We start from the raw sequence: 21,434 nt of genomic DNA, 5'->3' as shown, positions 1-21,434 counted from the left end.
GTGCAAAATGAAATCAAATATACGATTTGTTAACGCCTTTATGGCGTTTTATATCATACACACTTCGCAAATTGGTATGGGAATTCTTGAAGTTCCAAGAATTGTGTATCTAGAATCAAAAAAAGATGCTTGGATATCCATTTTACTATCTGGTTTATTCGTTAGCTTGATTACATGGTTAATGATTTCTATCCTAAAAAAAAATGAAGGTGGTACTCTTTTTGAAATTCATGAACATATATTCGGACGCTTGATTGGTAGTATTTTTAACTTCCTTATTGTCATTTACTTTATTGCCGTCCATTATTCGATTACCATTAGTCATGTCGAGTTGTCACTAACATGGGGATATGAAGGTGTCTATGAATGGGTCGGGGTATTGGCTTTATTAATATTAACCATTTATGCTGTATCCGGCGGATTTAGAGTAGTAACCGGTGTTTGCTTCTTATCCTTTTTATTGACTATATGGCTGCTATTTGTTGTGTACCGACCACTTCAAACCATAAACCTAACTAGGATTTTACCTATTATGACGACAACTCCTTCAGAAATTATGAAAGGAGTTGTCAAGAGCAGTTATACAATGTTAGGTTTCGAGACGTTATTTTTTATTTTTCCATTTATAAAGGAGAAAAATAAACTACAGCTGTTTAGTCAAATAGCAGTCTGGTTTACGACCATTCTTGTTTTAATAACAACTGTTGTTTCTATTTTATTTTTTAGCGCGAAAGAATTAGAGAAGAATGTATGGCCTGTTGTCAGCATGATTAGCACGGTCCATTTTCCATTTATTGAGCGCTTTGAATTTGTTGCGGTTCCATTATGGATTTTAGTTATTTTTCCAAACCTATGTATCACTCTGTATATTTCTTCCATGGGTATTAAACAGATTTTTCATATAAAACAGAAATATGGAATATGGCTCATCTCCATTATCCCTTTTATCTGCAGTTTTTTAATTACTAAAAGAGTAGATAATAATTATTTTTTTGATCAAATTGGCAAAATTGGATTTTTTCTGTGGTTTATCTATCCGATTTTCTTGTATGGAATAACCATTATAAAATCAAAAATCAATACTCGTTCCAGAAGGAGTTGAAAGAATGAAAAAAATTGTTATTCTGCTGTGTTCTCTTCTTTGTACTGCATGTATGGCCCCTGAAAAAATAATAGAAATGCAAGGAATTTCAACGATTATTGGTTTTGACGTATGAGTAAAATGTTTGTGGGAGAATAAATATCCTTTTTGTCTAGTTGGGGGACGAGTCCCAATGTCATCAAGTTAAGAAACCAGTAATTACCAGTGGTAAACCAAAATTGATGTTTATAATATTCTGATAACTAAAAAAGCCAATAGGATGCCCGGGAAGTGCCTATTTAATTTTTTTGGCATTTCCCTGATTTTCCTATTTGTTCGTTTTGTTAGATAGCTGGTCGTTGTCCAAATCCATGTTTATTCGCATTTAGCCCTCTGGAACGTTTAAATTTCCTTCCAGGTCTAATTGGGACTCTATTTCGCTGAACTTCGTTCAGTAGGTCTTTATACATCTTTTTTCTTCGCCTTTGACTTGGTTCAATGATTAAACAAATGAGCTTATCTTTTAGTGCGCCAATTAAAATATTGGTGTTAGTTTTATATTTGTGCTTTAAGTCTTTATCCTTCTGATCCTCGGCGATGATCACATCTGACTCATGCTTTAGTAGGGAAGCCATGTTGCTTAAAAATAAAGCAGCATAAAACTCTTGTTCAATCGTCTGTTTTGTTTCGCCTGAGAATCTTTCAATCTGTATTTTGTTTTTTAAGACATCGTATTTTGTTTCGATTGACCATCGTTTAAAGTACAACTCTTTAAAAGCCGGAATATCAAAAGACTCATCTAATATATTCGTTATAAGTAATTCATCTTCTCCAGAGCCTAATGGGATACGGACCGCACGCAAACGCATGACGTTGCTTTTATACTTGAGTTCAATGACCTGATCAGGGATCCCTTCTTTTATAGCGGCTCGGTAAAAATTAACTGGCGTTCTAACAACAAAATTCACTTTATTCTTCAAAAGATAGTGAAAGAAATATTGAGATGGATACCCACGGTCAAAAAGAAAAAGGTCGTGGTTAGAACGCAGTTCTAGGAAACTATCAATTAATTCTATCGCTACTGTGCGCTCGCTATCTGTACATTTTGTGATTATCCCCTTTACAAATAAATCATTTCCGATATCATAAATAGTAGATACCATGGCTCTGGCAAGTTCCTTGCCATTGCCCTTTGATGCGCCGAAGGTATCTCTTAGCCTTTGGGAATTGGCTATTTCTATGATAGACGCATCAATCGCATATAACCGGAAGCCCTTATATTTAAAGGAGTTATTTGTCTGATAAAACCACGTCGTAATGGTGTCAAATAACGTCTTGAAGGCTTCTGGTTTTATTTTTTTTCGCGCTTGTGAAAATCCCTGTTTACTTATAATTTCTCCTTCTTTTTTAATCAACTCAAAAAAGTCATTCAACTCAATCTGCAAGCTTCTCGTTACTAGATTTAGCACAAACAAAATTGTTTCTGGGAAAGTCAATTTGCCTCCTTTACGTGTAAAGTAGGTTGATTTCATGCGGGAATCGCACATGAAATGGAAATCGTACAATACCTCCCTACATACTTCAATCGCTTCTAAAAACTTGCTTTTTTTCAACAAAAAAACCCCATTTCGTACGAGATATACCAAGAACTGGTATTCACGCTGATTATGGAGGTGTTTCTGAAAAGTCAAGGGGTTTTTTCAATTTTATACAACAATTTTATGAATCTTTTTTAATATTTACATATTTTTACAATTTAGGTTTATGACATTGGGACGAGTCCCCCAACTAGACAAAAAGGCCACCAAGCGAAAGCGCGGTAGCTGGAAAAAATTAAGTATTAAAAAAGAGAGCTTCCTTTTGTAAAGTAGAGTTTGACTAGAAAACTACGAAAAGGAGAGGCTCTCATGAATCAATGTAACATAAAAATGCCATCATTAAAAGAATTGGAAAAAACTTTATTTCGAACACTACAAATGACGTTTCAAGAAATCCTTATTCAAACGTTAGAAAATTGGGATCAAGAGATTGCCAAGCAACGAGACAAAAGAAGATTTGCTTTACGAGATAAACGAGAAATACGATTAGATACAGCGTTTGGAGCTGTGGAGCTGAAGCGTAATTATTATTTCGATCGTGTAACCAAAAAATATATTTGTCTGTTAGATCATTATTTACAGTTTCAAGGGAATAAAGGGTTTAGTCCACTATTAGAAGAATGGGGGCTAGAATTAGCGACAAATGGTTCCTCCTATCGAAAGGCGGTGGAAACGTTCGAACAATTTTTAGGCTATTCGGCGATGAGCCACGAAGCATTACGGCAACATCTTCTTCAAACAAGCGTACTTCCCGCTAAGGAAAAACGTCCTTTTCAAAAGGTGTTGTTTGTCGAAGTAGATGGATTATATGTGAAGAGTCAAGAAAAGAAAAAGCGTGGATGGGAGTTGAAATTCGCCGCTGTACATGAGGGATGGAAAGAAAACGGAAAGCGAATCAGGCTCCGAAATAAAAGGCATTTTCTTTATGAAGGAAAAGAACCCTTTTGGGAAGCCTTTGAAACGTTCTTACAGAATCATTATGCGTATGATCCTACCCAAACCTTGCTTATTATTAATGGTGATGGAGCAGGCTGGATAACGGCATGTCGGGAGTATTTTCGGGAACGCGCCTTTTTCACCATGGACCGTTTTCATGTCGCTCGTTCGATGAAGCAACTAATGAAGAGCCATCCTCGATACCGCTACATGAAAAGAGCGTTAAAAAACTACCAGGTAGAAACATTACTTCTAGAGTTGAATAGCGCAGTAGGAACAATGGATACACCAGAAGAAGAAGAAAAACTAGCACATTTCCTCGGCTTTTTAACGCATCATCAGGAAACCATAAAAGATTACCGTAGTTGGTTACAGGAAAAAGGTGTGGACACGACAGCGTATCGTCCAATGGGAAGTGCAGAGGCGATGATGAATCAATTAGCCAAACGATTAAAGAATGGAAGAGCATGGAGCAAAAAAGGGGTCATGAGCATGGCGCGCTTGTGGATTGGATTGAAGGATGACCTATCCATCCAAACGATATATGGGAAATGGGAAAAAGCCACGGAAAAATCAAAGAAAGAGCATCGAGCGAAAAGAAAAATACCCACAAAATTAGTAACAGAAACCGTGCGTCAGAACATGCCATACTTAAATCAAGCGATTGGAAAACCCGTTCACTTTGCCTTACAGGGATTAAAAGGTTTTTAAAAAATGAGAGAATCAACAGTTGGAAGAACAAAACCAATTGGAAAGCGGATACAAACTTAGAGGTTTTACTTTATAAAAAAGGGAGCTAAAAAAACTCCCACAAAAACTTGACTCAATCGGTTTTGACTTGCTTGATGACAATACATACAAAGGCACTATCAGTTTGTTACAATTTGACCGAAAAGAAGAAAAGACTAGTGTAACCCTTTCGGCTGAAGGAACGACTAGTAAGGAAATCAGACAAAAACTAGAGGAACAGACAAGCCATGATATTACGTCTGGTCAATTAAGGACCATACTGTTTAATAAAAATATGGCAGAAACAGTAGGAATTTCTTCTTTTCTGGATACTATGCAACGAGATAGCAGTATCAGTGATTTAATCTTTTTGGCCATTACTGATAATGCTGAGGAGACGATTAAAAATAAAAACTATGAAGAATATCCCGAAATGGGATCCTATATCTATCAACTATTGGATAAACACGAAAAGAAAGAAATGTTAGTCAACTCCAACTTACATGATTTTATAACCACACTATATGAAATTGGTATCGATCCTACCCTACCCATGATAAAAAATGCAAATGGGGTAGCACCTTCTATAGATGGTGTTGCATTATTCAAAGAAGATAAAATTGTTGGATCTATTTCGTTGATAAACACCCTTTACATAAAATTATTCACAAATAAAAAGGCATTTTTAGGGGATATAACTGTAGAGATTGCTGCTGAAGAACTAGAGAAAAGAGGTATGGCCGAACTCAACCTTCCTAAAAGTGATATTTATAAGATTACACTTCATCCAATAAAGTACAAAGGAAACATTGAAATAAAGAACGAAGAATTGGTTCATTTAAATGCAACGATTTCCGTTTCAACATTAGAATTTCAACCATCTATTTCTGTGAAAAATAAAGATTCACTAAACAAAATGGAGCAACTAATTGGTGAAGCCCTAAACAAAGAATTTGGATATATACTTGAGGAATTTAAAAATTTAAATACGGATCCCATCGGAATCGGAAGAAAAATAAGAAGTGTTAGAAAATATTCCCATTTAACTGAGGGAGATTTAAGACAAAAATATTCAGCACTAAAGATAAAACCAAATATAAAGGTGGAAATTAAGCGAACTGGAGCAGTTGATTAACATGTTTTTTTAGGAACAAAATCGTTAACGCGACTTAACACGACCCAAGTGTTGATGAACTCCAACATGGTTTTTTTCTTATTTACGATGGAAATTCATTACTAAAAAACGGTAATACTAAAAAGGCAGCTCAAAGAGTTTGAATTCAAAAATATCTGTTACCTTTTCATTTAAATATAGAGGTGATATCAATAGATAATATATTTGAAAATCTTAAGGAAATACATTTATTAGAAGATAAGCTCTATCATTTAGAATTAAATGGTTGGCTAAAAATGAGTTTTTAACTTGGGAATGGTGGATACTAGTCGTTTTTTTAGTTGTGCCTTGGGTTATATGGGCTAAACTTGTTAAACGAGACATTATTTTAGAAATTTTGTTATTTGGTACCATAATTATCATAACAACAACCTTATTAGATGTAGTTGGTGCACAATACAGTTTTTGGGATTACCCATTGCATTCCTACCTTTTATTCCTAGGGCCTTTCCTTTTGATTTTTCAATGGTACCTGTAGCTTACATGTTGTTATATCAATATTTTAGAAGATGGAAATCTTTTATTTTAGCCCAGATCATTATGGCACTAACATATGCCTATATAGGTGAACCCTTTTGCGAGTGGGTCAAACTTGTTAATTATTTAGAGTGGAGATACAGATATTCATTCATATATTACATCATGGTTGGAATTGTAACTCGAGCTTTAATACTAAAACTAGCCTCTTTATCTAAACCTCAAGATCTTACAACTAAGTAAAATTTAAATTGGAGGAAAAAACGTTGGAAGAAGTCAATATTGGTTTACTGACGATCAAAGTCATCGTTGGTTTTGCCACTTTATTTTTTATCATTATCATAACAGGCAGAACATCCATCTATCAGTTAACCCCGTTTCACTTAGTTTTTGTGTTAGTACTTGGAGATTTTTTAGGAAATACCATTTATGAAGATAAGGTAGGGATTTTTCATTTTTTATATGCCATCCTTCTCCTAGTAGCACGTCTTGGAATTCGAGCAGGAGACATTAAATCCTTAAAACTTACAGATCTTGATTGGGAAAATAAAACCATAGTACTAAAACAGAATAAAACCAAAAGAATGGTTTCTTATCCAATACTTAATGATATTGGTTGGGCATTGATTGACTATCTAAAGGAAGCTCGTCCAGTAAGTGATTCACCATTTGTTTTTTTACGGATGAATGCACCGTATGAGGCATTTGGTAGAGATGCCAATCTACATAACATTATAACTAAGCATACAAGAAAGGCTGGTATCACTGTCTCGAAGGAAAAACGCCATGGTTTACATTCACTTAGGCATACATTAGCAAGTTCTCTCCTAGAACAAGGTACCCCTCTCCCTGTAATCTCAGAAGTTCTTGGGCATATCAACTCAAGATCTACGGCAGTATATTTACAAACTGATATCAAAAGTTTAAGAAAATGTGCTCTAGATCCAGAGGAGGTATTTAAAAATGACTCAAGATAAAGTTATTTTTACAAGCAATCTTAGCGAGCTTTTAAACGGATATGTAAAGGAACAGAGAGCTATTGGTTATAAATATATTAAAGGTGCTTCTCTATTGAAATATCTTGATATTTTTCTCGTCGAAAGTCACTTGACCGAGAAACGGCTTACTAAAGAAATAGTATTACAATGGACTAGAAAGAAACCGAATGAGACTGATAGTACTAGAAGCGGAAGAATTTCAATAGTTAGAGGCTTTGCAAAATACATGGTTCGACTTGGGTATGAAGCTTATATTTATCCAGCTGCAGCTGTGACAATTACAAGATATTCTTATATGCCACATATTTTTACTGAAGATGAAATGAGAGATTTATTTATTGTTTGTGATAATGCTCCAGTTTCTAAAGCATCACCTAATAGAAATATTGTCCTACAGCTACTAATAAGAATGTTATATGGATGTGGTCTTAGAATCTCAGAAGCTCTAAAGTTGAAACTAGATGATGTTGATTTAGAAAACGGAACTCTATTAGTTCGAAAAGCCAAACTCGGTAAGGAAAGACTTGTTCCAATGGCAGAAACATTGACAGAGCAATGCCGTCAGTACTCACATAAGGTTCATAGTTTTGGGTCCTCTGAAGATTACTTTTTTCCATCACCATATGGCGGGCATTATAAGGAGGGTACTGTATATAAGCTCTTCAGGGATTTACTATGGAAAGCTGGAATATCCCATAGTGGTAAAGGCCCAAGACTTCATGATCTAAGGCATACTTTTTCTGTTCATTGTTTAAAGAAGTGGGTACTAAATGGAGAGGATTTAACAAATCTCCTTCCCTATCTTTCTACTTACTTAGGTCATGTCGATTTAAGAGGTACCCAACATTATCTAAGACTTACAGCTGAATTATATCCAACGATTACTGCTTCTATTGAAGAACACTATTCAACCTTAATACCGGAGGTATTTTTTCATGAAGCAGACTGATTTCGCTAAGACTTTGACTCGCTATTTATCGCAATATCTTCCAGGACAGAGAAATGTCAGTACAAATACAATCAAGTCATATCGGGACACGTTTAAACAGATACTGAAATTTTGTGATACGGAATTACAAATCAGCCCCGAATCCTTGACTTTTAATATGATAAAATCCGATACCATACAAGACTTTCTAGTTTGGCTTGAAAAGACAAAAGAGATAAGCATTAATACACGTAATCAACGTTTAGCAGCTATTCACAGTTTCTATCGATATGTGCAGATGGAAAATCCAGAAAATATGTTTGAGTGCCAGAAAATATTATGTATCCCATTCAAAAAGAGAGAAATAAAGCCAATAGATTATCTGACACAAGAAAGTCTAAAGGTTTTATTTGAACAACCGAACACAAATACAGCTAAGGGTCGTCGTGATTTAATTATTATGGCCCTTCTTTATGACACAGGAGCACGAATACAGGAATTAATCGATTTAAAAGTTGGAAATATTCGTCTAGCTAAACCAGCTACTGTTTTATTGATGGGGAAAGGTGGCAAGGCAAGATACGTTCCTATCATGGGGAAAACTAGAGATTTATTAGAAAACTATCTTAAAGAGAATTATTTGTTGGAAAATGGTAAACAAAATCATCCATTATTTTATAATAGTGCCCGCCAGCCCTTTACACGGCCGGGAATAACATATATTTTGGAGAAATATTTAATAAAAGCCAAGGAATTACATTCAGAAATAATGTTCCCAGATAAATTGAAACCTCATATGATGAGACACACTAAGGCTATGCATCTATTAGAAGCTGGGGTTAACCTTATTTATATTAGGGACTTATTAGGGCATGTCAATGTAAGTACAACTGAACATTATGCCAGAACTAACTCTCAAATGAAGAGGAAAGCGTTGGAGGCAGTCTATATGGAAGTTGTTAAGCAGAATGTTCCCGTTTGGGATGAAAATAAGGATTTAATGAATTGGTTAAAGGAACTCTGTAAATAAAATGTTATGGAAAGATTTTAGATGAAGGAACTACAGTATTGTAGAAAATTGTTTAGAGTCTTTCCATAAGCATAAACTTTCGATAATTACCTACACCTGGTGGCCCTAATAAAATCAAATTGTACAGCTGTTCTATCCAAGTTAAATCTTTTAATCTATTTAGTTGTTTGTTGCTTAAAGACTTTTGTTCTTTTAAATTAAACTCCTCAAGTGTTTTGCTGAAAGGAAAAGTTGCCCACTTTAATCGGTTGTTTAGTTGCTTTTCTTCTCTTCGAGTTTGCTCATAAGAAGTGACATCTAACAGGAATTGAGTAAATGAAAGGTCTTTTTGCTCAGCTTCTCTGATCAAATGGGGGAGATGCTTGGCAGTTTCAACGAGTCTTAACCCTTTCATTATGTCTTGTAATTGTTGGATTTGGCTCATCGCTATTCAACCTCCATTAAAACCGTGTAAGTATCTACTTTTCTTTTGTATGCTTCTGTTTCTAAAACCCATTCTGATAGCCTGTTCAAATTCTTAACTTCTTTCTTTTTATCAATAACTGTTTCATGTACCTGGCGCTGACGTTTCACATATGCAATGATATCGCCAAAATCAGTTGCACTGTATAATTTCCTTTTTAAACACTCTGCTAACGCTTTAGTCAGTACTTCGTTATCGATACCTTTTGTTTCGCGCAAGATGATTTGCAACTGGTCTTTAATGTAACGAGGATTTTTTTCCCTAACCTTCTCTAAATATTTAAAGGCTAGTTCTTTATCTTCAAATCTCTCAGCCACTGTATTAATGAATGCTCCAACACCTTTTGTACGATCCCTACTATGTTTTTTATCTTTTATTAACATCCCTTTCCCTTCGGGAATTGAATGTTTTGCAATAATTTCGCCAGTATCAGGTATATAAATAACTAATTCTTTAGTCTCCGTTTCCTTGATACATACTTTTTCATATTTGTTATAAGTTCCAAGTGGAAGAGAGTACCGATTAGATTGGTAACGAATAGTATTGTCCTTATGAACACATCTTGCTATACTTATCTCATAGTTATTTTGAATATCTATATTTTGGGAGACTGGTTTTAAGTGTTGCTTTTCCAGGAGGAACACTTCGAATGGTCTCTTTTTTGTTGTATTGTGTATTTTAACTCATTCCAAGAGTCGATGTTATGAAACACTCTATGTTTGGCATAGTTTTGTTTGATAAATCCAACTACATTTTCTATTCTTCCCTTACTCTCAGGGTCAGCTTTTCTACAAACCCGAAGGTTTATTCCTCTGGATTCTCTATACTGCTGAAATTCTTTAGTTAAAATTAGATCTCCACCATTTTCGCTAACAACAATTAAACTATCTTGGTCATAAACGATCTCATTGGTCATTCCTCCATACCATTTAAACGCGTTCTCATGGGCTTGTATAACATCCCGTGTTGTAAATGGTCTATCCAACCACTCTTTATACTTTTGTCTAGAATGTGATAAGACAAAAGCTATAAAGTTGAGTTTGGCTTCCTTATTATCAACAGTTTTTTGTCTCGTATGACCAAAATCTACTTGCATTTGTTCTCCCATTGGGGGATCAGGAATTGCCTCATACATTCGAGGAGATGTTTCCTTATTTATTTTGTATTCTTCTCTTAATGCTTTTACATATGTTCTTACTGTACTTTCTCCAACAGTTAGATCTTTATATTTCTCTAAAAGCCAATCATAAACTTGTGCTGCTGACATATCCGGATGCATTCTCAACCAAGATAAAATCAGTTCTTTATATGGATCTAATTTTTTCTTTTTATACTGAAGAGAATCAACCCATTCCGCCATCTCCGAAGGAGATCTCTTTAAGTGCCTGTAAACAGTTGTTCGAGAAACCCCTAACTTTTCAGCTATCTTTGTCTGACTAAATCCTTGCTTTAATAATTGCTTTATCTCCATGTACATTTCCCACTTATCCACCTTCGCTAACCTCCACTGCAAGTATGAACTATGATCATTTTACAGTGATAGGTTGATATTTTTTGCTGGTATATTTGGGTAAATAAGCGTTTCATCTTATCAAGCAAAAACTGTACACTTTATTCTAGCAGTCACATCTCATTAATTTAAATAATTTAACTTGCCTATAAAGGAAATAAACATAAATGATTTTAGTTTTGCACGAATTATTTCGTCAGCTCAAGGAAACTTACCTTATTACACAATAAATAAAAAAACGGAGTGAACTAAAAAGGGATTTATATATATATGGGATCAAGGGAGTAATAGTAACTTTACTGAAGTTTAAATTATTTTTTACTTATGGGATTTCGGAGCATTAAAGTACCTAAAGAATTACTTTCTTTAGATACTTTAATGCCTTTTAAGAAAGGGGGAAAGTGGAGGCGATTATCCCCTAATAAATGAAGTATTCCCTAATATATTTAATTTTTCCTCTGCATTCTTATTCTTAACCTTAAAACCCCGACATATTATTAGATTAAAAATGAGAAAAGGTGATTGTTATTTTTCAGAAATTAATAGCTACTCTTATTGGAAGTCTGTTATTAGGAGTTGGTGTGAATGGGTTTCTAGTTCCTCATCATTTAATAGATGGTGGAATCCTTGGGATCGCACTATTACTTCATTATTTTTTTAAATTTCCAACTGGTATTATAATGGTGGGGTTAAGTATCCCTATTTGTATATTTTCCTCAATAAATAAAAAAGAGTATTTTTTTAGTAGTTTGCAAGGCTTATTGGTTTCGTCCTTATTTATTGATTTACTTGTTCCTCTTCGTTCTCAATTTTTTATTCCCCAACTTGCAAGCGCACTAATTGGAGGTGCAATAATTGGAGTTGGTGTTGGTCTAATGCTGCGATATAAGACAAGCACTGGAGGAACTGACTTACTAGCTGAAATTATTTCTGAAACTTTTTCGTTAAATATTGCACTTGTAATCATACTGATAGATGGAATTATTGTGTTGGCATGTCTGGCTTTATTAAAATTAGATACCTTCATTTATTCATGTATAGCTATTACCTCTGTGGGTTTAATAACATCCTTAATTAAAGGAAAATAATTTTTTATTGAGAGTCCCAACAACAAACGTGGAAACATACGCTAAGCAATATCGACATGAAGAAAGCCGATTTTTCCTACGGTGTAGTTAATGGGATGGGAATAATAAGCCTATAAGATTAGTGTTATGATTGTTTTTTTTAATTACATAAGTCTATTGTTGATGGGTATTTTAAAATTATTAGTTTATATTGCGGAGGAGTTTTATGAGGAAAAAAATTCGCTAATACTAATAGTGTTTTTAAGTACTTTCATTTTAACAATTACGGATCTTATTGGACCATTTAATACTATTGGCTCTGGTACAGCAGGCTTAAAGGAGAAAAATGATGAACTTTACAAAGAAATTAAAGTGTATAGAGAGGAACATAAAATTGAACCGATTGATGCAAAAGTCGATAGAGTGTGGAAGGCAATTCCTGGATACAATGAATTGGATGTAGATATTGAATCTAGTTATAAAAAAATGAAATCAGATGGTAATTTTCACAAAAACAAAGTTGTTTATAAGGAAAAACCTCCAAATGTCCATTAAATTGTTGCAGGCGGACCGGAGCAAGGATAGAGAACTGTCTGAAACTTTGCTCGGGATTGTGAAGAATGGATGCCTTTGGCGATAATCTAAAAAATGGAGTTGCCAGCAAGATTTCTTCAAGAGGCTCTCTTGTACTAAACAGCCAGGCCAAGTATCTTATTTCACGATAACGGTTGATCAATTCCAGCACTTCTCCGACTTTGTTTTCCTTCATCAATCTCTCGCTGAACAAGATGGCAGAGATTTGTCCCCAGTTTAAGCGCTGTTGTGATGTACTGTACAAATCATTTGCCGCCTCTGTAAACGAGGAACCTTCGCCTTTGCCCACCCAAACCGGGGGCTGCTCCGCTTTTTGCTGTCCCTCCAGCTTGGCCACTGTCAAGAAATCAAGCAATTGCACATATAAGGTGTATTGGCCATCGACATAGTCTATTCCAACAGCCGTAGCATAGTTCATGTTTTGCACTTCATATCTGCTCCAGCAACCGGTAAGGGTGAGAAGAAGGAAAAGTGCAACCATACTTTTATATCTCCTCATTTATGCCTGTCCCCTTGCCTTGTAGAATCTCGTGTCTTCAACATGTCCGGTCGAGTGTTTCGCCATGGCCAAGGTAATCGAAACAAAGCGTTGGCCAAGTCTTTAAATGGAGGTGATATTGGGGCCAAGTAAGGCAAGCCGCATGAACGCAATGAGGCTAAATGGCTGAGCACAATAAATAATCCAAGAAAGAAGCCATAAATGCCAAGCGTGGCAGACAGAATGAAAAGAAAAAAGCGTAAGGTACTAATCGTTCCAGCCAATGATAGGCTCGATAAAGTTGAACCAAAGATTTGTAATTGCTCCGATGACAACGATACCTGGGGATAAGAATCCAGCACGAATGGCCGCATCCCCCAGGATAAGTCCTCCTACAACCGTTACCGTGGAGCCGACCGCAGATGGCAATCGGATACCAGCTTCCCGCAGGATTTCTAAGAAGAGAAGTGCAATAAACATTTCAACTGCCACATCAAAAGGGATTCCCAACCGGTTAATCCCCAAAGTGGCAAGTAGATAATAGGGCAGCTGATCTTGATGATAGGAAAGAATAGCAACAAAAAATGCAGGAAGCAGTAGCGATACGGACAAGCCAAGTAAACGAAGCGTTTGACCAAATGTAGCTGCCAAAGCAGTAAAGTGGATATCTTCGGGTGCTTTCACAAGCAAAAATAAATTGGCAGGCGCAATCAACGCAGCCGGTGTACCATCCACAATCAACGCTACACGCCCATTGAGCATACAGTTCACGGTAAAGTCTGCTCTGCCTGTATACCCCATCAAAGGAAACAATGCTTTTGTCGGTTCCATTAATTCTTCTAGCTGAGTGGCGCTAAACGCTCCGTCAATGTGAAGATCATCTAATTTATTCTTTACATCTTGAACAATCTTAGGATCAACAATGTCACGCATGTAAAGAATTGCAACGGTTGTTTTTGTGCGAACGCCTACTTTTTTCGTTTCATAAACCATGCTGGTTGATTTGATTCGTTTCCGAATTAACGCCACATTGACTCCCAGTTCCTCCACAAATCCATCCTTTGGCCCCCGTACCGAGACCTCAATACTGGATTCTTCCGGATTTCGCGCGGGTTTTTTTGAGATATCGAGGGAGAACAAGGAACGTAGGGTCGGAGTATACAAAAGCAGTTTGCCTTCAAAAATATCCGTTTCGGCCGTTTGCTCCCACTCTTCAAGCGTAACGAGTTCTAATTGTAATTGACTCGACTCGGCTATTTCCTCCTGATGATGAAAACCATTGTTTTCATAAAATCGGGTCAAATGAGGAAGCGCAGTTTCATGAATGAACGTTTGGTTGTCACTTAAACCCTCACAATAAAGCAACAGGATTCTCGATTGTTCATCATTAGGGTTTAATTTGTAAACATGGTGCTTAACATCTTGACACATTTTAAAGTGTTGGATGAGTGATTGTTCATTAAGTGGTTGCAAGACGGTTGCCTCTGTATTAGGCGTTGGCCTCTTGCTTTCTGCCCCCTGATTTCCAAATAATCTTATCATTCGTCGGAATAGTTTATTCATCCTAGCTAGTCACTCCTTTTGGCTAATTCTTGAGATGATTATTCGACCGATATACAGGATCAAGGTCCCTGCTGTAAAGATACAAAATGAAGGAAAATAAAATCTTCCTAACGAGTCTAGAAAAGCCATGTCGCTCATCGGCAGCAAAATGGCAACAAGCATGGCCAATGCGCCAAATAACACGGGTAACCATCTGCGTTTTTGTAAATTCCACAATTCTCCCAAGAGATAGATAGAAAGGGACACACGAATAAATGTACCGGATAGCCACTGATAAATCGAAAAAAAATTGACATGCTCCACATATTCTCCCAGTCTCACGATTCTCCATTGAGCGTAAGCGGGGTATCTTTGGTTAGCCGCTTCATCAGGGCCAAATATAGCAATCGATCCCATTAATGGTCCTAACGTAAGTCCTGTAAGGATGAAGCACATCAACATCAAGCTTTTAAATCCTGTTTTTTTTGTTAATTTGTGCTGAATCAGCAACATCAAGAAAGACAACTCCAGCAATCCCCCGGCAACGTAAGGAACACCTTTCCATAATGGAGTTGTCCCGTTTTCTAACAAAGGAAAAAGCAGGGTATAATCTTTAAACTGAAAATTGGCAATCGCCACAAGATGACCTAGAATAACAACAAATGGCAACAATATTCCGCTCACAATTGCAATTGTACGGAGTCCTTGAAAAGCAGCAAAGAAGCTTGCAACAAGTGTGGTTCCCGCAAGAACTAGTATCGGTGTTTGCGGCAAGTAAGATGCGATTGTCCATGTTAGAGTATCTTTTAAGGAAATAAAGCCCATGAGCCATAATAACAAACTATAAATAATTACTAAGATTGCAGATAAAAACTTTCCAAAGTGCTGATCTAGCCACTTTTTCATGTGTTGATTGTTCATGTTTTGAATGATGTAGTTCAAGCAACCAATCCAAACAGGTGAAGCGACAAAAACAAGAAGCACTACGAGCCAGGCATCTCGCTTTGATGCTTCGAGTAGTAAAGGGATAATAATCACGTGGTTCATTAATCCAACCGAAAGCATAATAATCATGTATGACTGAATAGGAGTAATCTTAGGAAAAAACTCACCTCAAATCCAACAATTGGAAATAGAAACATCATGAGCTATAATTCCCTCAACAACTTCGTTCTATTCATCTGATATTAAGCTAGTCCTGGCTTATATCGGCCGGACTAACTTAGAGCAAGAAAAAAATGCTAAGCCCGTCACATCAAAGACTTAGCGTATATTTTGTTCATCCAGCCTAGTTATCCATTTTGATAAAACTTTAACGTGCTCGCAGTCAAGCAACCGTTTTCCCAACGAAACTACACATTTTCAATAATAATCCTTTGTGCTGTTCTCAGGTTGCGTTTTACAGTTCTCAACACATTTTCTTCTTCTGCGTAAGCACCTACTTGCACACCGTCAACAATTACACGTTTAATAGCCATATTTGCTTTTCAGATTAGTCGATTTTCTCTTCAAATTAAACGCGCGTGCTAACCCATTAACATGCCCTTGGGCAACCGCTTGCCGCCAATTCGGGTCTCTTAATTTTTGGGCATCGCTTGCATGATCAATAAATCCGTTCTCCGTTAATAAAGCGGACATTCTGGTTTCTCGCAGTACATGGAAATCGGCCTTTTTTTTACCACGGTTATGCAAGTTATTTACTTTGACAATTTCTTCATGCATAATGTCCCGAATTAACGCTGTTCTCGATGAATCAGACAAACTGTTATGAATATAATCTTCATACCCATGAGCTGAACCGTTAAATGCATTAACGTGGATGGATAGAAAATAATCTGCACCCCAAGCATTCGCATCATCTGTACGTTCTTTCAAGCTGCGCGTAATATCTGCTGTTCTACTCATTTTAATTTGCAGGCCTTCATAATGGTTTTCCAAGAGATTTCGGATGCTATGGGAAATATTTAAGGTAATTTCTTTTTCCTGCATCCCATTGCCAATAGCTCCTGGGTCCACTCCCCCGTGACCAGGATCTAAATATAATTTAAACATTTTACACCACCTCGTACAAATACAATATGATCGAAGAGTAACGGAGGTATAGGCATTCGTCTGAGGTACATATAAAAATAGGTGATGATAGGCATTACATTTCATTGAATCAGATGATTTATTTTAAAGCTAAGAAATTTTCCAAATGCGAGACCATATGTATGAGCAGCAGGAATTAATGTTCCATATTTTTCGTGGGTCAGGCAAACTCTTGTTCATCTAGACAGTAGGCTGATTGATTATTGATGCTTCTTTCTTAACAAAACACCTAAGTGATTCTCTGTGCATATACTGTATCATTACTACAGGATTATGATTAAATACAACTCAATCCATACATAAAATAATCAAGGAGAGGTTAATTTTGAAAATTCCAAAGACAGCCAAAGTTAGTATCCCCTTTCCATCCGTATGGGGGATTGATGCTTCTATTGCGGGGAGATCCATTATTAGAGGTATACTTACCATTGATTCCATTGTAGACAACAAAGTAGTCGGTACAGTTAATTTTCGTGGTATACCTATTCCGATTAATGGGTATTGGGACGAAAGCGCTAAACAAATAAGTTTCGATTCACCATATGCCTCCTTTTTTGGCAACTTGACAATATTTGATGAGACCGCTATAAGCATTCTGCATTTCGTTTTAAGTGGACGGTTTATAACGAAACCTCCCTCTTTGCTGGCTGGTGAATATGGAAATTGGATTGCTACAACCTTTACAACCCGTTTGGGACCTCCCATATATACTAGTGTTTTACCACCTGCTGGTGCCTTTTCAGTCTCAAGTATGCTCTTGGGACAGCAATTGTTTTAATTAGACCATGACTTTATAAAAACAACCTTCCTTTGTGATTGACTAAGGTTGTTTTTTATAAAGTGTTCTCGAAAAATACAGCCTTGCTTTAAATCTGAGTTTAGGGTATATCTCCGTTAAAATGTACTCGGAACCCTTTGATGATCGTGCCTAGTTAGATAAACAAATATTGATACTTCCTTATAGAAATAGCCTGCTTGGTTAGGTACGTTGTTTCACAATCCCCGGAAATTTTTAATATAAGTAATGAATGCTTATTTTTTTCCTTCCGATAGCTTTCTATATAAAGAAGCTCTAGATACATTTGTAATTTCACAAATTTGATTTACAGTCATATTTCCTTCTTTATATAGCTTTACTGCATAATTCATTCCTGCGTGATTTTTATGATATTTCTTTAACCGTCCTTTAAACTTTCCTTCTTTCTTTGCGAGCTCAATTCCTTCACGCTGACGCATACGAATAAGGTCTCGCTCTAATTGGTTAACACCAGCCATTACCGTAATTAAGAATTGGCTATATGGATTATCTTCTGATAAATCTAGCCATGTATCCTTATGTGATTTTAAGCGTGCCTTTTTATTTCGTATTAAATCAATCAATTCAAATAAATCTTGCGTACTTCGAGTGATCCGAGTTAAATCTGTAACATAAATAATGTCACCTTCCTGTAAATCCTCTAACATTTTTTGAAGTTGTTCACGATCTTTTGTGGCTCCTGAAATTTTTTCTTCATAAATAATATCCATTCCAATTTCGTTCAATTGCCGAAATTGCCTTGAAGGATTTTGGCTAGTCGAACTGACGTGTACATAACCGATTTTCTGCAAAATTTCACCTCGTTTTTGAGACAAGTCTTATGAGACACTCTTAACTATGATTTTATCAGTCTACTATACTTGTATCAATAGAGTACACTCTATTGATACATAATTGAGCTAATAAATTGAAAAATACAGAAATGGGATGATACTGAATGAAAATTGCGAGAGGTAGAGAATTGCTTACACCGGAACAGAGACAGGGTTTTATGCAAATCCATGAAGATGAATAGATATTGGGGACCTACTTCACCTTTTCCATACGTGATTTAGAAATAATTAATAAGCGAAGGAGAGAAGAAAACCGTTTAGGGTTTGCTATTCAATTAGCCGTTCTTCGGTATCCCGGTTGGCCATACACCCATATCAAAAGTATCCCAGATACAGTCATACATTATATATCGAAACAAATCGGTACCACTCCATCTTCGCTAAGTCATTATCTTCAAAGAGAAAATGCACTTTGGGATCATTTGAAAGAAATACTAAGTGAATACAACTTTGTAACTTTTACCCTAAAATAATATCGAATAACATTTAAGCATCTTCATCAATTAGCTTTGGAAAACGGTGATGCCATTTATTACATGAATGCATATATTTTCTAAGAAAAAACAAAATCATACTGCCTGCTATCACTACACTTGAAAGAATGGTGTGGGAGGCGAGAGAAATGGCTGAAAAGAAGCTGTTTAATACAGTTAGTCAATCTCTAACAAGTGAGCAAAAAGAAAAGCTTGAAGAAATCATTACTTCGCAACATTCATCCGATTCCAATAAAACGATACTGGGTTGGTTAAAGGAACCACCGGGTCATCCTTCATCCGAAACATTTCTAAAAGTAATAGAACGACTCGAATACATACGAGGTATGGAATTAGAAACGGTACAAATTAATCATTTGCATCGCAATCGCTTGTTACAGCTATCTCGCTAAGGTTCAAGATATGAGCCTTATGCGTTCCGTGACTTTCAAGAAAATAAACGATACTCGATGTCTATTTATTACACCTTACTCAGGATTTAACGGATAAAGCCTTTGAAATTCATGACAGACAAATACTCAGTCTGTTATCAAAAGGAAGTAAGGCTCAAGAAGAAATTCAGAAACAAAACGGGAAAAAGCTGAATGAGAAGGTTATACACTATACGAACATCGGACAAGCTTTAATCAAAGCAAAACGGGAAAAACTAGACGTTTTTGAGGTTTTAGAATCGGTTATTGAATGGAATTCTTTTGTTTCTTCAGTGGAAGAAGCTCAGGAGCTTGCACGTCCTGCCGACTATGACTATTTAGACTTACTGCAAAAACGATTTTATTCTCTTAGAAAATATACGCCAACCCTATTAAGGGTATTGGAATTTCATTCCACAAAGGCGAATAAGCCACTTTTACAAGCTGTAGAGATTATACGAGGAATGAACGAATCTGGGAAGCGAAAAGTGCCTGATAACTCACCTGTGGATTTTATTTCAAAACGGTGGAAAAAGCATTTATACGAGGATGATGGTACAACAATCAATCGGCATTACTATGAAATGGCTGTTTTAACAGAACTTCGGGAGCATATTCAGGCAGGAGATGTTTCTATTATGGGCATTAGACAATATAGAGATTTTGAGGAATATTTGTTTTCCGAAGATACATGGAATCAAACGAAGGAGAATACAAGATTATCGGTTAGTTTATCATTCAAGGATTATATTACAGAGAGAACTAGCAGCCTTAATGGGAGGTTACAGTGGTTAGCTGCTAATTCCAACAAGTTAGATGGAGTTTCTCTTGAAAAAGGAAAGCTGTCACTTGCACGATTAGAAAAAGATGTTCCAGAAGAAGCAAAGAAATTTAGTGCAAGCCTGTATCAGATGCTACCAAGAATAAAATTAACCGATTTACTTATGGATGTTGCCCATATAACAGGATTTCATGAACAATTTACACATGCTTCTAACAAACGAAAACCAGATAAAGAAGAAACAATCATTATTATGGCTGCTCTTTTAGGAATGGGAATGAATATTGGCTTGAGCAAAATGGCTGAAGCAACACCCGGGCTTACATATAAGCAACTAGCCAATGTGTCTCAATGGCGCATGTATGAAGACGCAATGAATAAAGCCCAAGCTGTATTAGTAAATTTTCATCACAAGCTATAATTGTCTTCTTATTGGGGAGACGGCACAACATCTTCGTCAGATGGTATGAGAATGCAGCTAGGAATTTCATCACTACATACAGATGCAAACCCACATTATGGAACTGGAAAAGGAGCCACCATCTATCGTTTTACAAGTGATCAATTTTCTTCTTATTACACAAAGATTATTCATACTAATTCAAGGGATGCGATTCATGTTTTGGATGGTTTGTTACACCATGAGACGGATCTAAATATAGTAGAGCATTATACAGACACGGCTGGTTACATAGACCAAATATTCGGACTGACCCATTTATTAGGATTTAAATTTGCTCCAAGAATAAGAGATTTATCAGATTCAAAATTATTTACAATAGATAAAGCAAGCGAATCTCCAAAATTAGAAGCCATTTTACGTGGACAAATAAATACAAAGGTCATTAAAGAAAATTATGAAGATGTTTTGCGATTAGCTCATTCTATAAGGGAAGGAACAGTTTCAGCATCCCTTATTATGGGGAAACTAGGTTCCTATTCAAGAAAAAACAGCTTAGCTACCGCCTTGCGTGAGATGGGCCGAATAGAAAAAACGATCTTTATTTTGAATTATATATCGGATGAATCATTAAGAAGAAAAATACAACGAGGATTGAATAAAGGAGAAGCCATGAATGGATTGGCAAGGGCTATTTTCTTTGGAAAACAAGGTGAGCTTAGGGAACGAACCATATAGCATCAATTGCAAAGAGCCAGTGCCTTAAACATCATTATCAATGCCATCAGTATCTAGAATACTTTACATCTAACAAAGGCAGTTGAATATCAAAAACGGTCAGGTAGTTTTAATGAAGAATTATTGCACCATATGTCACCTCTAGGTTGGGAACATATTAATTTACTTGGAGAATACCATTTTAATTCGGAGAAAATGGTCTCGTTAGATTCTTTAAGACCCTTGAAACTTTCTTAACGTTGTTAAAACTGGGGGAATAGTCGGG

19 protein-coding genes and 2 pseudogenes are annotated in these 21,434 nt (G+C 36.1%); 11 read left to right on the top strand and 10 right to left on the bottom strand.

Annotated elements, in window-relative coordinates:
• Positions 1-7: 7 nt before the first annotated feature.
• Positions 8-1,102 carry a GerAB/ArcD/ProY family transporter gene (locus NKG37_RS20380; RefSeq protein WP_254415265.1) on the top strand — a complete coding sequence of 365 codons (1,095 nt, stop codon included), beginning with the start codon at positions 8-10 and terminating at the stop codon, positions 1,100-1,102.
• A gap of 323 nt (positions 1,103-1,425) precedes the next feature.
• Here NKG37_RS20380 and NKG37_RS20375 read toward each other — a convergent pair whose 3' ends face one another.
• Positions 1,426-2,613 carry an IS4 family transposase gene (locus NKG37_RS20375; RefSeq protein WP_254414795.1) on the bottom strand — a complete coding sequence of 396 codons (1,188 nt, stop codon included), beginning with the start codon at positions 2,611-2,613 and terminating at the stop codon, positions 1,426-1,428.
• 396 nt (positions 2,614-3,009) lie between these two features.
• Between NKG37_RS20375 and NKG37_RS20370 the strand changes: the two genes are divergently transcribed.
• The 6 genes from NKG37_RS20370 (at position 3,010) to NKG37_RS20350 (ending at position 8,951) form a co-directional block, all read left to right on the top strand.
• Positions 3,010-4,326, top strand: a complete 1,317-nt coding sequence (locus NKG37_RS20370; RefSeq protein ID WP_254415264.1) for an ISLre2 family transposase — start codon at positions 3,010-3,012, stop codon at positions 4,324-4,326.
• Positions 4,327-4,441: 115 nt separating this feature from the next.
• Positions 4,442-5,479, top strand: coding sequence for a Ger(x)C family spore germination protein (locus tag NKG37_RS20365; protein WP_254416431.1), 1,038 nt, complete (start codon positions 4,442-4,444; stop codon positions 5,477-5,479).
• Between the two features lie 444 nt (positions 5,480-5,923).
• Complete coding sequence (locus NKG37_RS26185; RefSeq protein WP_283950795.1) at positions 5,924-6,238, top strand: CBO0543 family protein; 315 nt, start codon at positions 5,924-5,926, stop codon at positions 6,236-6,238.
• 23 nt (positions 6,239-6,261) lie between these two features.
• Positions 6,262-6,972 (top strand): tyrosine-type recombinase/integrase, encoded by a 711-nt coding sequence (locus NKG37_RS20360; protein WP_254415263.1) that lies wholly within the window; start codon positions 6,262-6,264, stop codon positions 6,970-6,972.
• On the top strand, positions 6,959-7,942 hold the full coding sequence (locus tag NKG37_RS20355; RefSeq protein ID WP_254415262.1) for a tyrosine-type recombinase/integrase: 984 nt from the start codon (positions 6,959-6,961) through the stop codon (positions 7,940-7,942). Before NKG37_RS20360 ends, NKG37_RS20355 begins: the two co-directional genes overlap by 14 nt.
• Positions 7,929-8,951, top strand: coding sequence for a site-specific integrase (locus tag NKG37_RS20350; RefSeq protein WP_016205460.1), 1,023 nt, complete (start codon positions 7,929-7,931; stop codon positions 8,949-8,951). Before NKG37_RS20355 ends, NKG37_RS20350 begins: the two co-directional genes overlap by 14 nt.
• 52 nt (positions 8,952-9,003) lie before the next feature.
• On the opposite strand, the gene NKG37_RS20345 is transcribed toward NKG37_RS20350, so the two are convergent.
• From NKG37_RS20345 to istA, 3 genes are read right to left on the bottom strand one after another with little or no spacing between them, the layout of a single operon-like run.
• Positions 9,004-9,375: an ATP-binding protein gene (locus NKG37_RS20345; RefSeq protein ID WP_235678819.1), complete on the bottom strand. Its 372-nt coding sequence runs from the start codon at positions 9,373-9,375 to the stop codon at positions 9,004-9,006.
• Between the two features lie 2 nt (positions 9,376-9,377).
• Positions 9,378-10,058, bottom strand: coding sequence for a hypothetical protein (locus tag NKG37_RS20340; protein ID WP_254415261.1), 681 nt, complete (start codon positions 10,056-10,058; stop codon positions 9,378-9,380).
• Positions 10,031-10,906 (bottom strand): IS21 family transposase, encoded by an 876-nt coding sequence (gene istA / locus NKG37_RS20335; RefSeq protein WP_254415260.1) that lies wholly within the window; start codon positions 10,904-10,906, stop codon positions 10,031-10,033. Before istA ends, NKG37_RS20340 begins: the two co-directional genes overlap by 28 nt.
• Before the next feature lie 536 nt (positions 10,907-11,442).
• Here istA and NKG37_RS20330 point away from each other — a divergent pair.
• Positions 11,443-12,012 (top strand): YitT family protein, encoded by a 570-nt coding sequence (locus NKG37_RS20330; protein ID WP_224428600.1) that lies wholly within the window; start codon positions 11,443-11,445, stop codon positions 12,010-12,012.
• A gap of 126 nt (positions 12,013-12,138) precedes the next feature.
• The gene (locus NKG37_RS20325) at positions 12,139-12,546 is read left to right on the top strand and encodes a hypothetical protein (protein ID WP_254415259.1); all 408 of its coding nucleotides are present in this window, start codon (positions 12,139-12,141) and stop codon (positions 12,544-12,546) included.
• On the opposite strand, the gene NKG37_RS20320 is transcribed toward NKG37_RS20325, so the two are convergent.
• The 5 genes and pseudogenes from NKG37_RS20320 to NKG37_RS20300 form a co-directional block, all read right to left on the bottom strand.
• On the bottom strand, positions 12,464-13,066 hold the full coding sequence (locus tag NKG37_RS20320) for a Ger(x)C family spore germination protein (RefSeq protein WP_254415258.1): 603 nt from the start codon (positions 13,064-13,066) through the stop codon (positions 12,464-12,466). The two genes, NKG37_RS20325 and NKG37_RS20320, sit on opposite strands and share 83 nt — an antisense overlap.
• A 14-nt stretch (positions 13,067-13,080) precedes the next feature.
• On the bottom strand, positions 13,081-13,437 hold the full coding sequence (locus NKG37_RS20315; RefSeq protein ID WP_254415257.1) for a spore germination protein: 357 nt from the start codon (positions 13,435-13,437) through the stop codon (positions 13,081-13,083).
• Positions 13,331-14,626 carry a spore germination protein gene (locus NKG37_RS20310; RefSeq protein ID WP_254415256.1) on the bottom strand — a complete coding sequence of 432 codons (1,296 nt, stop codon included), beginning with the start codon at positions 14,624-14,626 and terminating at the stop codon, positions 13,331-13,333. Before NKG37_RS20310 ends, NKG37_RS20315 begins: the two co-directional genes overlap by 107 nt.
• Positions 14,627-14,635: 9 nt before the next feature.
• Positions 14,636-15,679, bottom strand: a complete 1,044-nt coding sequence (locus NKG37_RS20305; RefSeq protein WP_169188622.1) for a GerAB/ArcD/ProY family transporter — start codon at positions 15,677-15,679, stop codon at positions 14,636-14,638.
• Between the two features lie 278 nt (positions 15,680-15,957).
• Positions 15,958-16,657, bottom strand: a pseudogene (locus tag NKG37_RS20300) (N-acetylmuramoyl-L-alanine amidase).
• A 364-nt stretch (positions 16,658-17,021) separates the two neighbouring features.
• On the opposite strand from NKG37_RS20300, the gene NKG37_RS20295 reads away from it, so the two are divergent.
• Positions 17,022-17,474 (top strand): hypothetical protein, encoded by a 453-nt coding sequence (locus tag NKG37_RS20295; protein ID WP_060668915.1) that lies wholly within the window; start codon positions 17,022-17,024, stop codon positions 17,472-17,474.
• A 254-nt stretch (positions 17,475-17,728) separates the two neighbouring features.
• Here NKG37_RS20295 and NKG37_RS20290 read toward each other — a convergent pair whose 3' ends face one another.
• A complete protein-coding gene (locus NKG37_RS20290; protein WP_254415255.1) occupies positions 17,729-18,304 on the bottom strand; it encodes a recombinase family protein in 576 nt (191 codons plus the stop codon).
• A gap of 146 nt (positions 18,305-18,450) precedes the next feature.
• Here NKG37_RS20290 and NKG37_RS20285 point away from each other — a divergent pair.
• A pseudogene (locus NKG37_RS20285) lies at positions 18,451-21,406 on the top strand (Tn3 family transposase).
• Positions 21,407-21,434: the final 28 nt, after the last annotated feature.

It is taken from the genome of Niallia sp. RD1 (assembly GCF_024219955.1).
GTDB classification, from domain to species: Bacteria; Bacillota; Bacilli; order Bacillales; family Cytobacillaceae; genus Niallia; species Niallia alba.
Note: the sequence above shows the minus strand (reverse complement) of the source record. Positions and strands in the feature narration are given on the sequence as shown.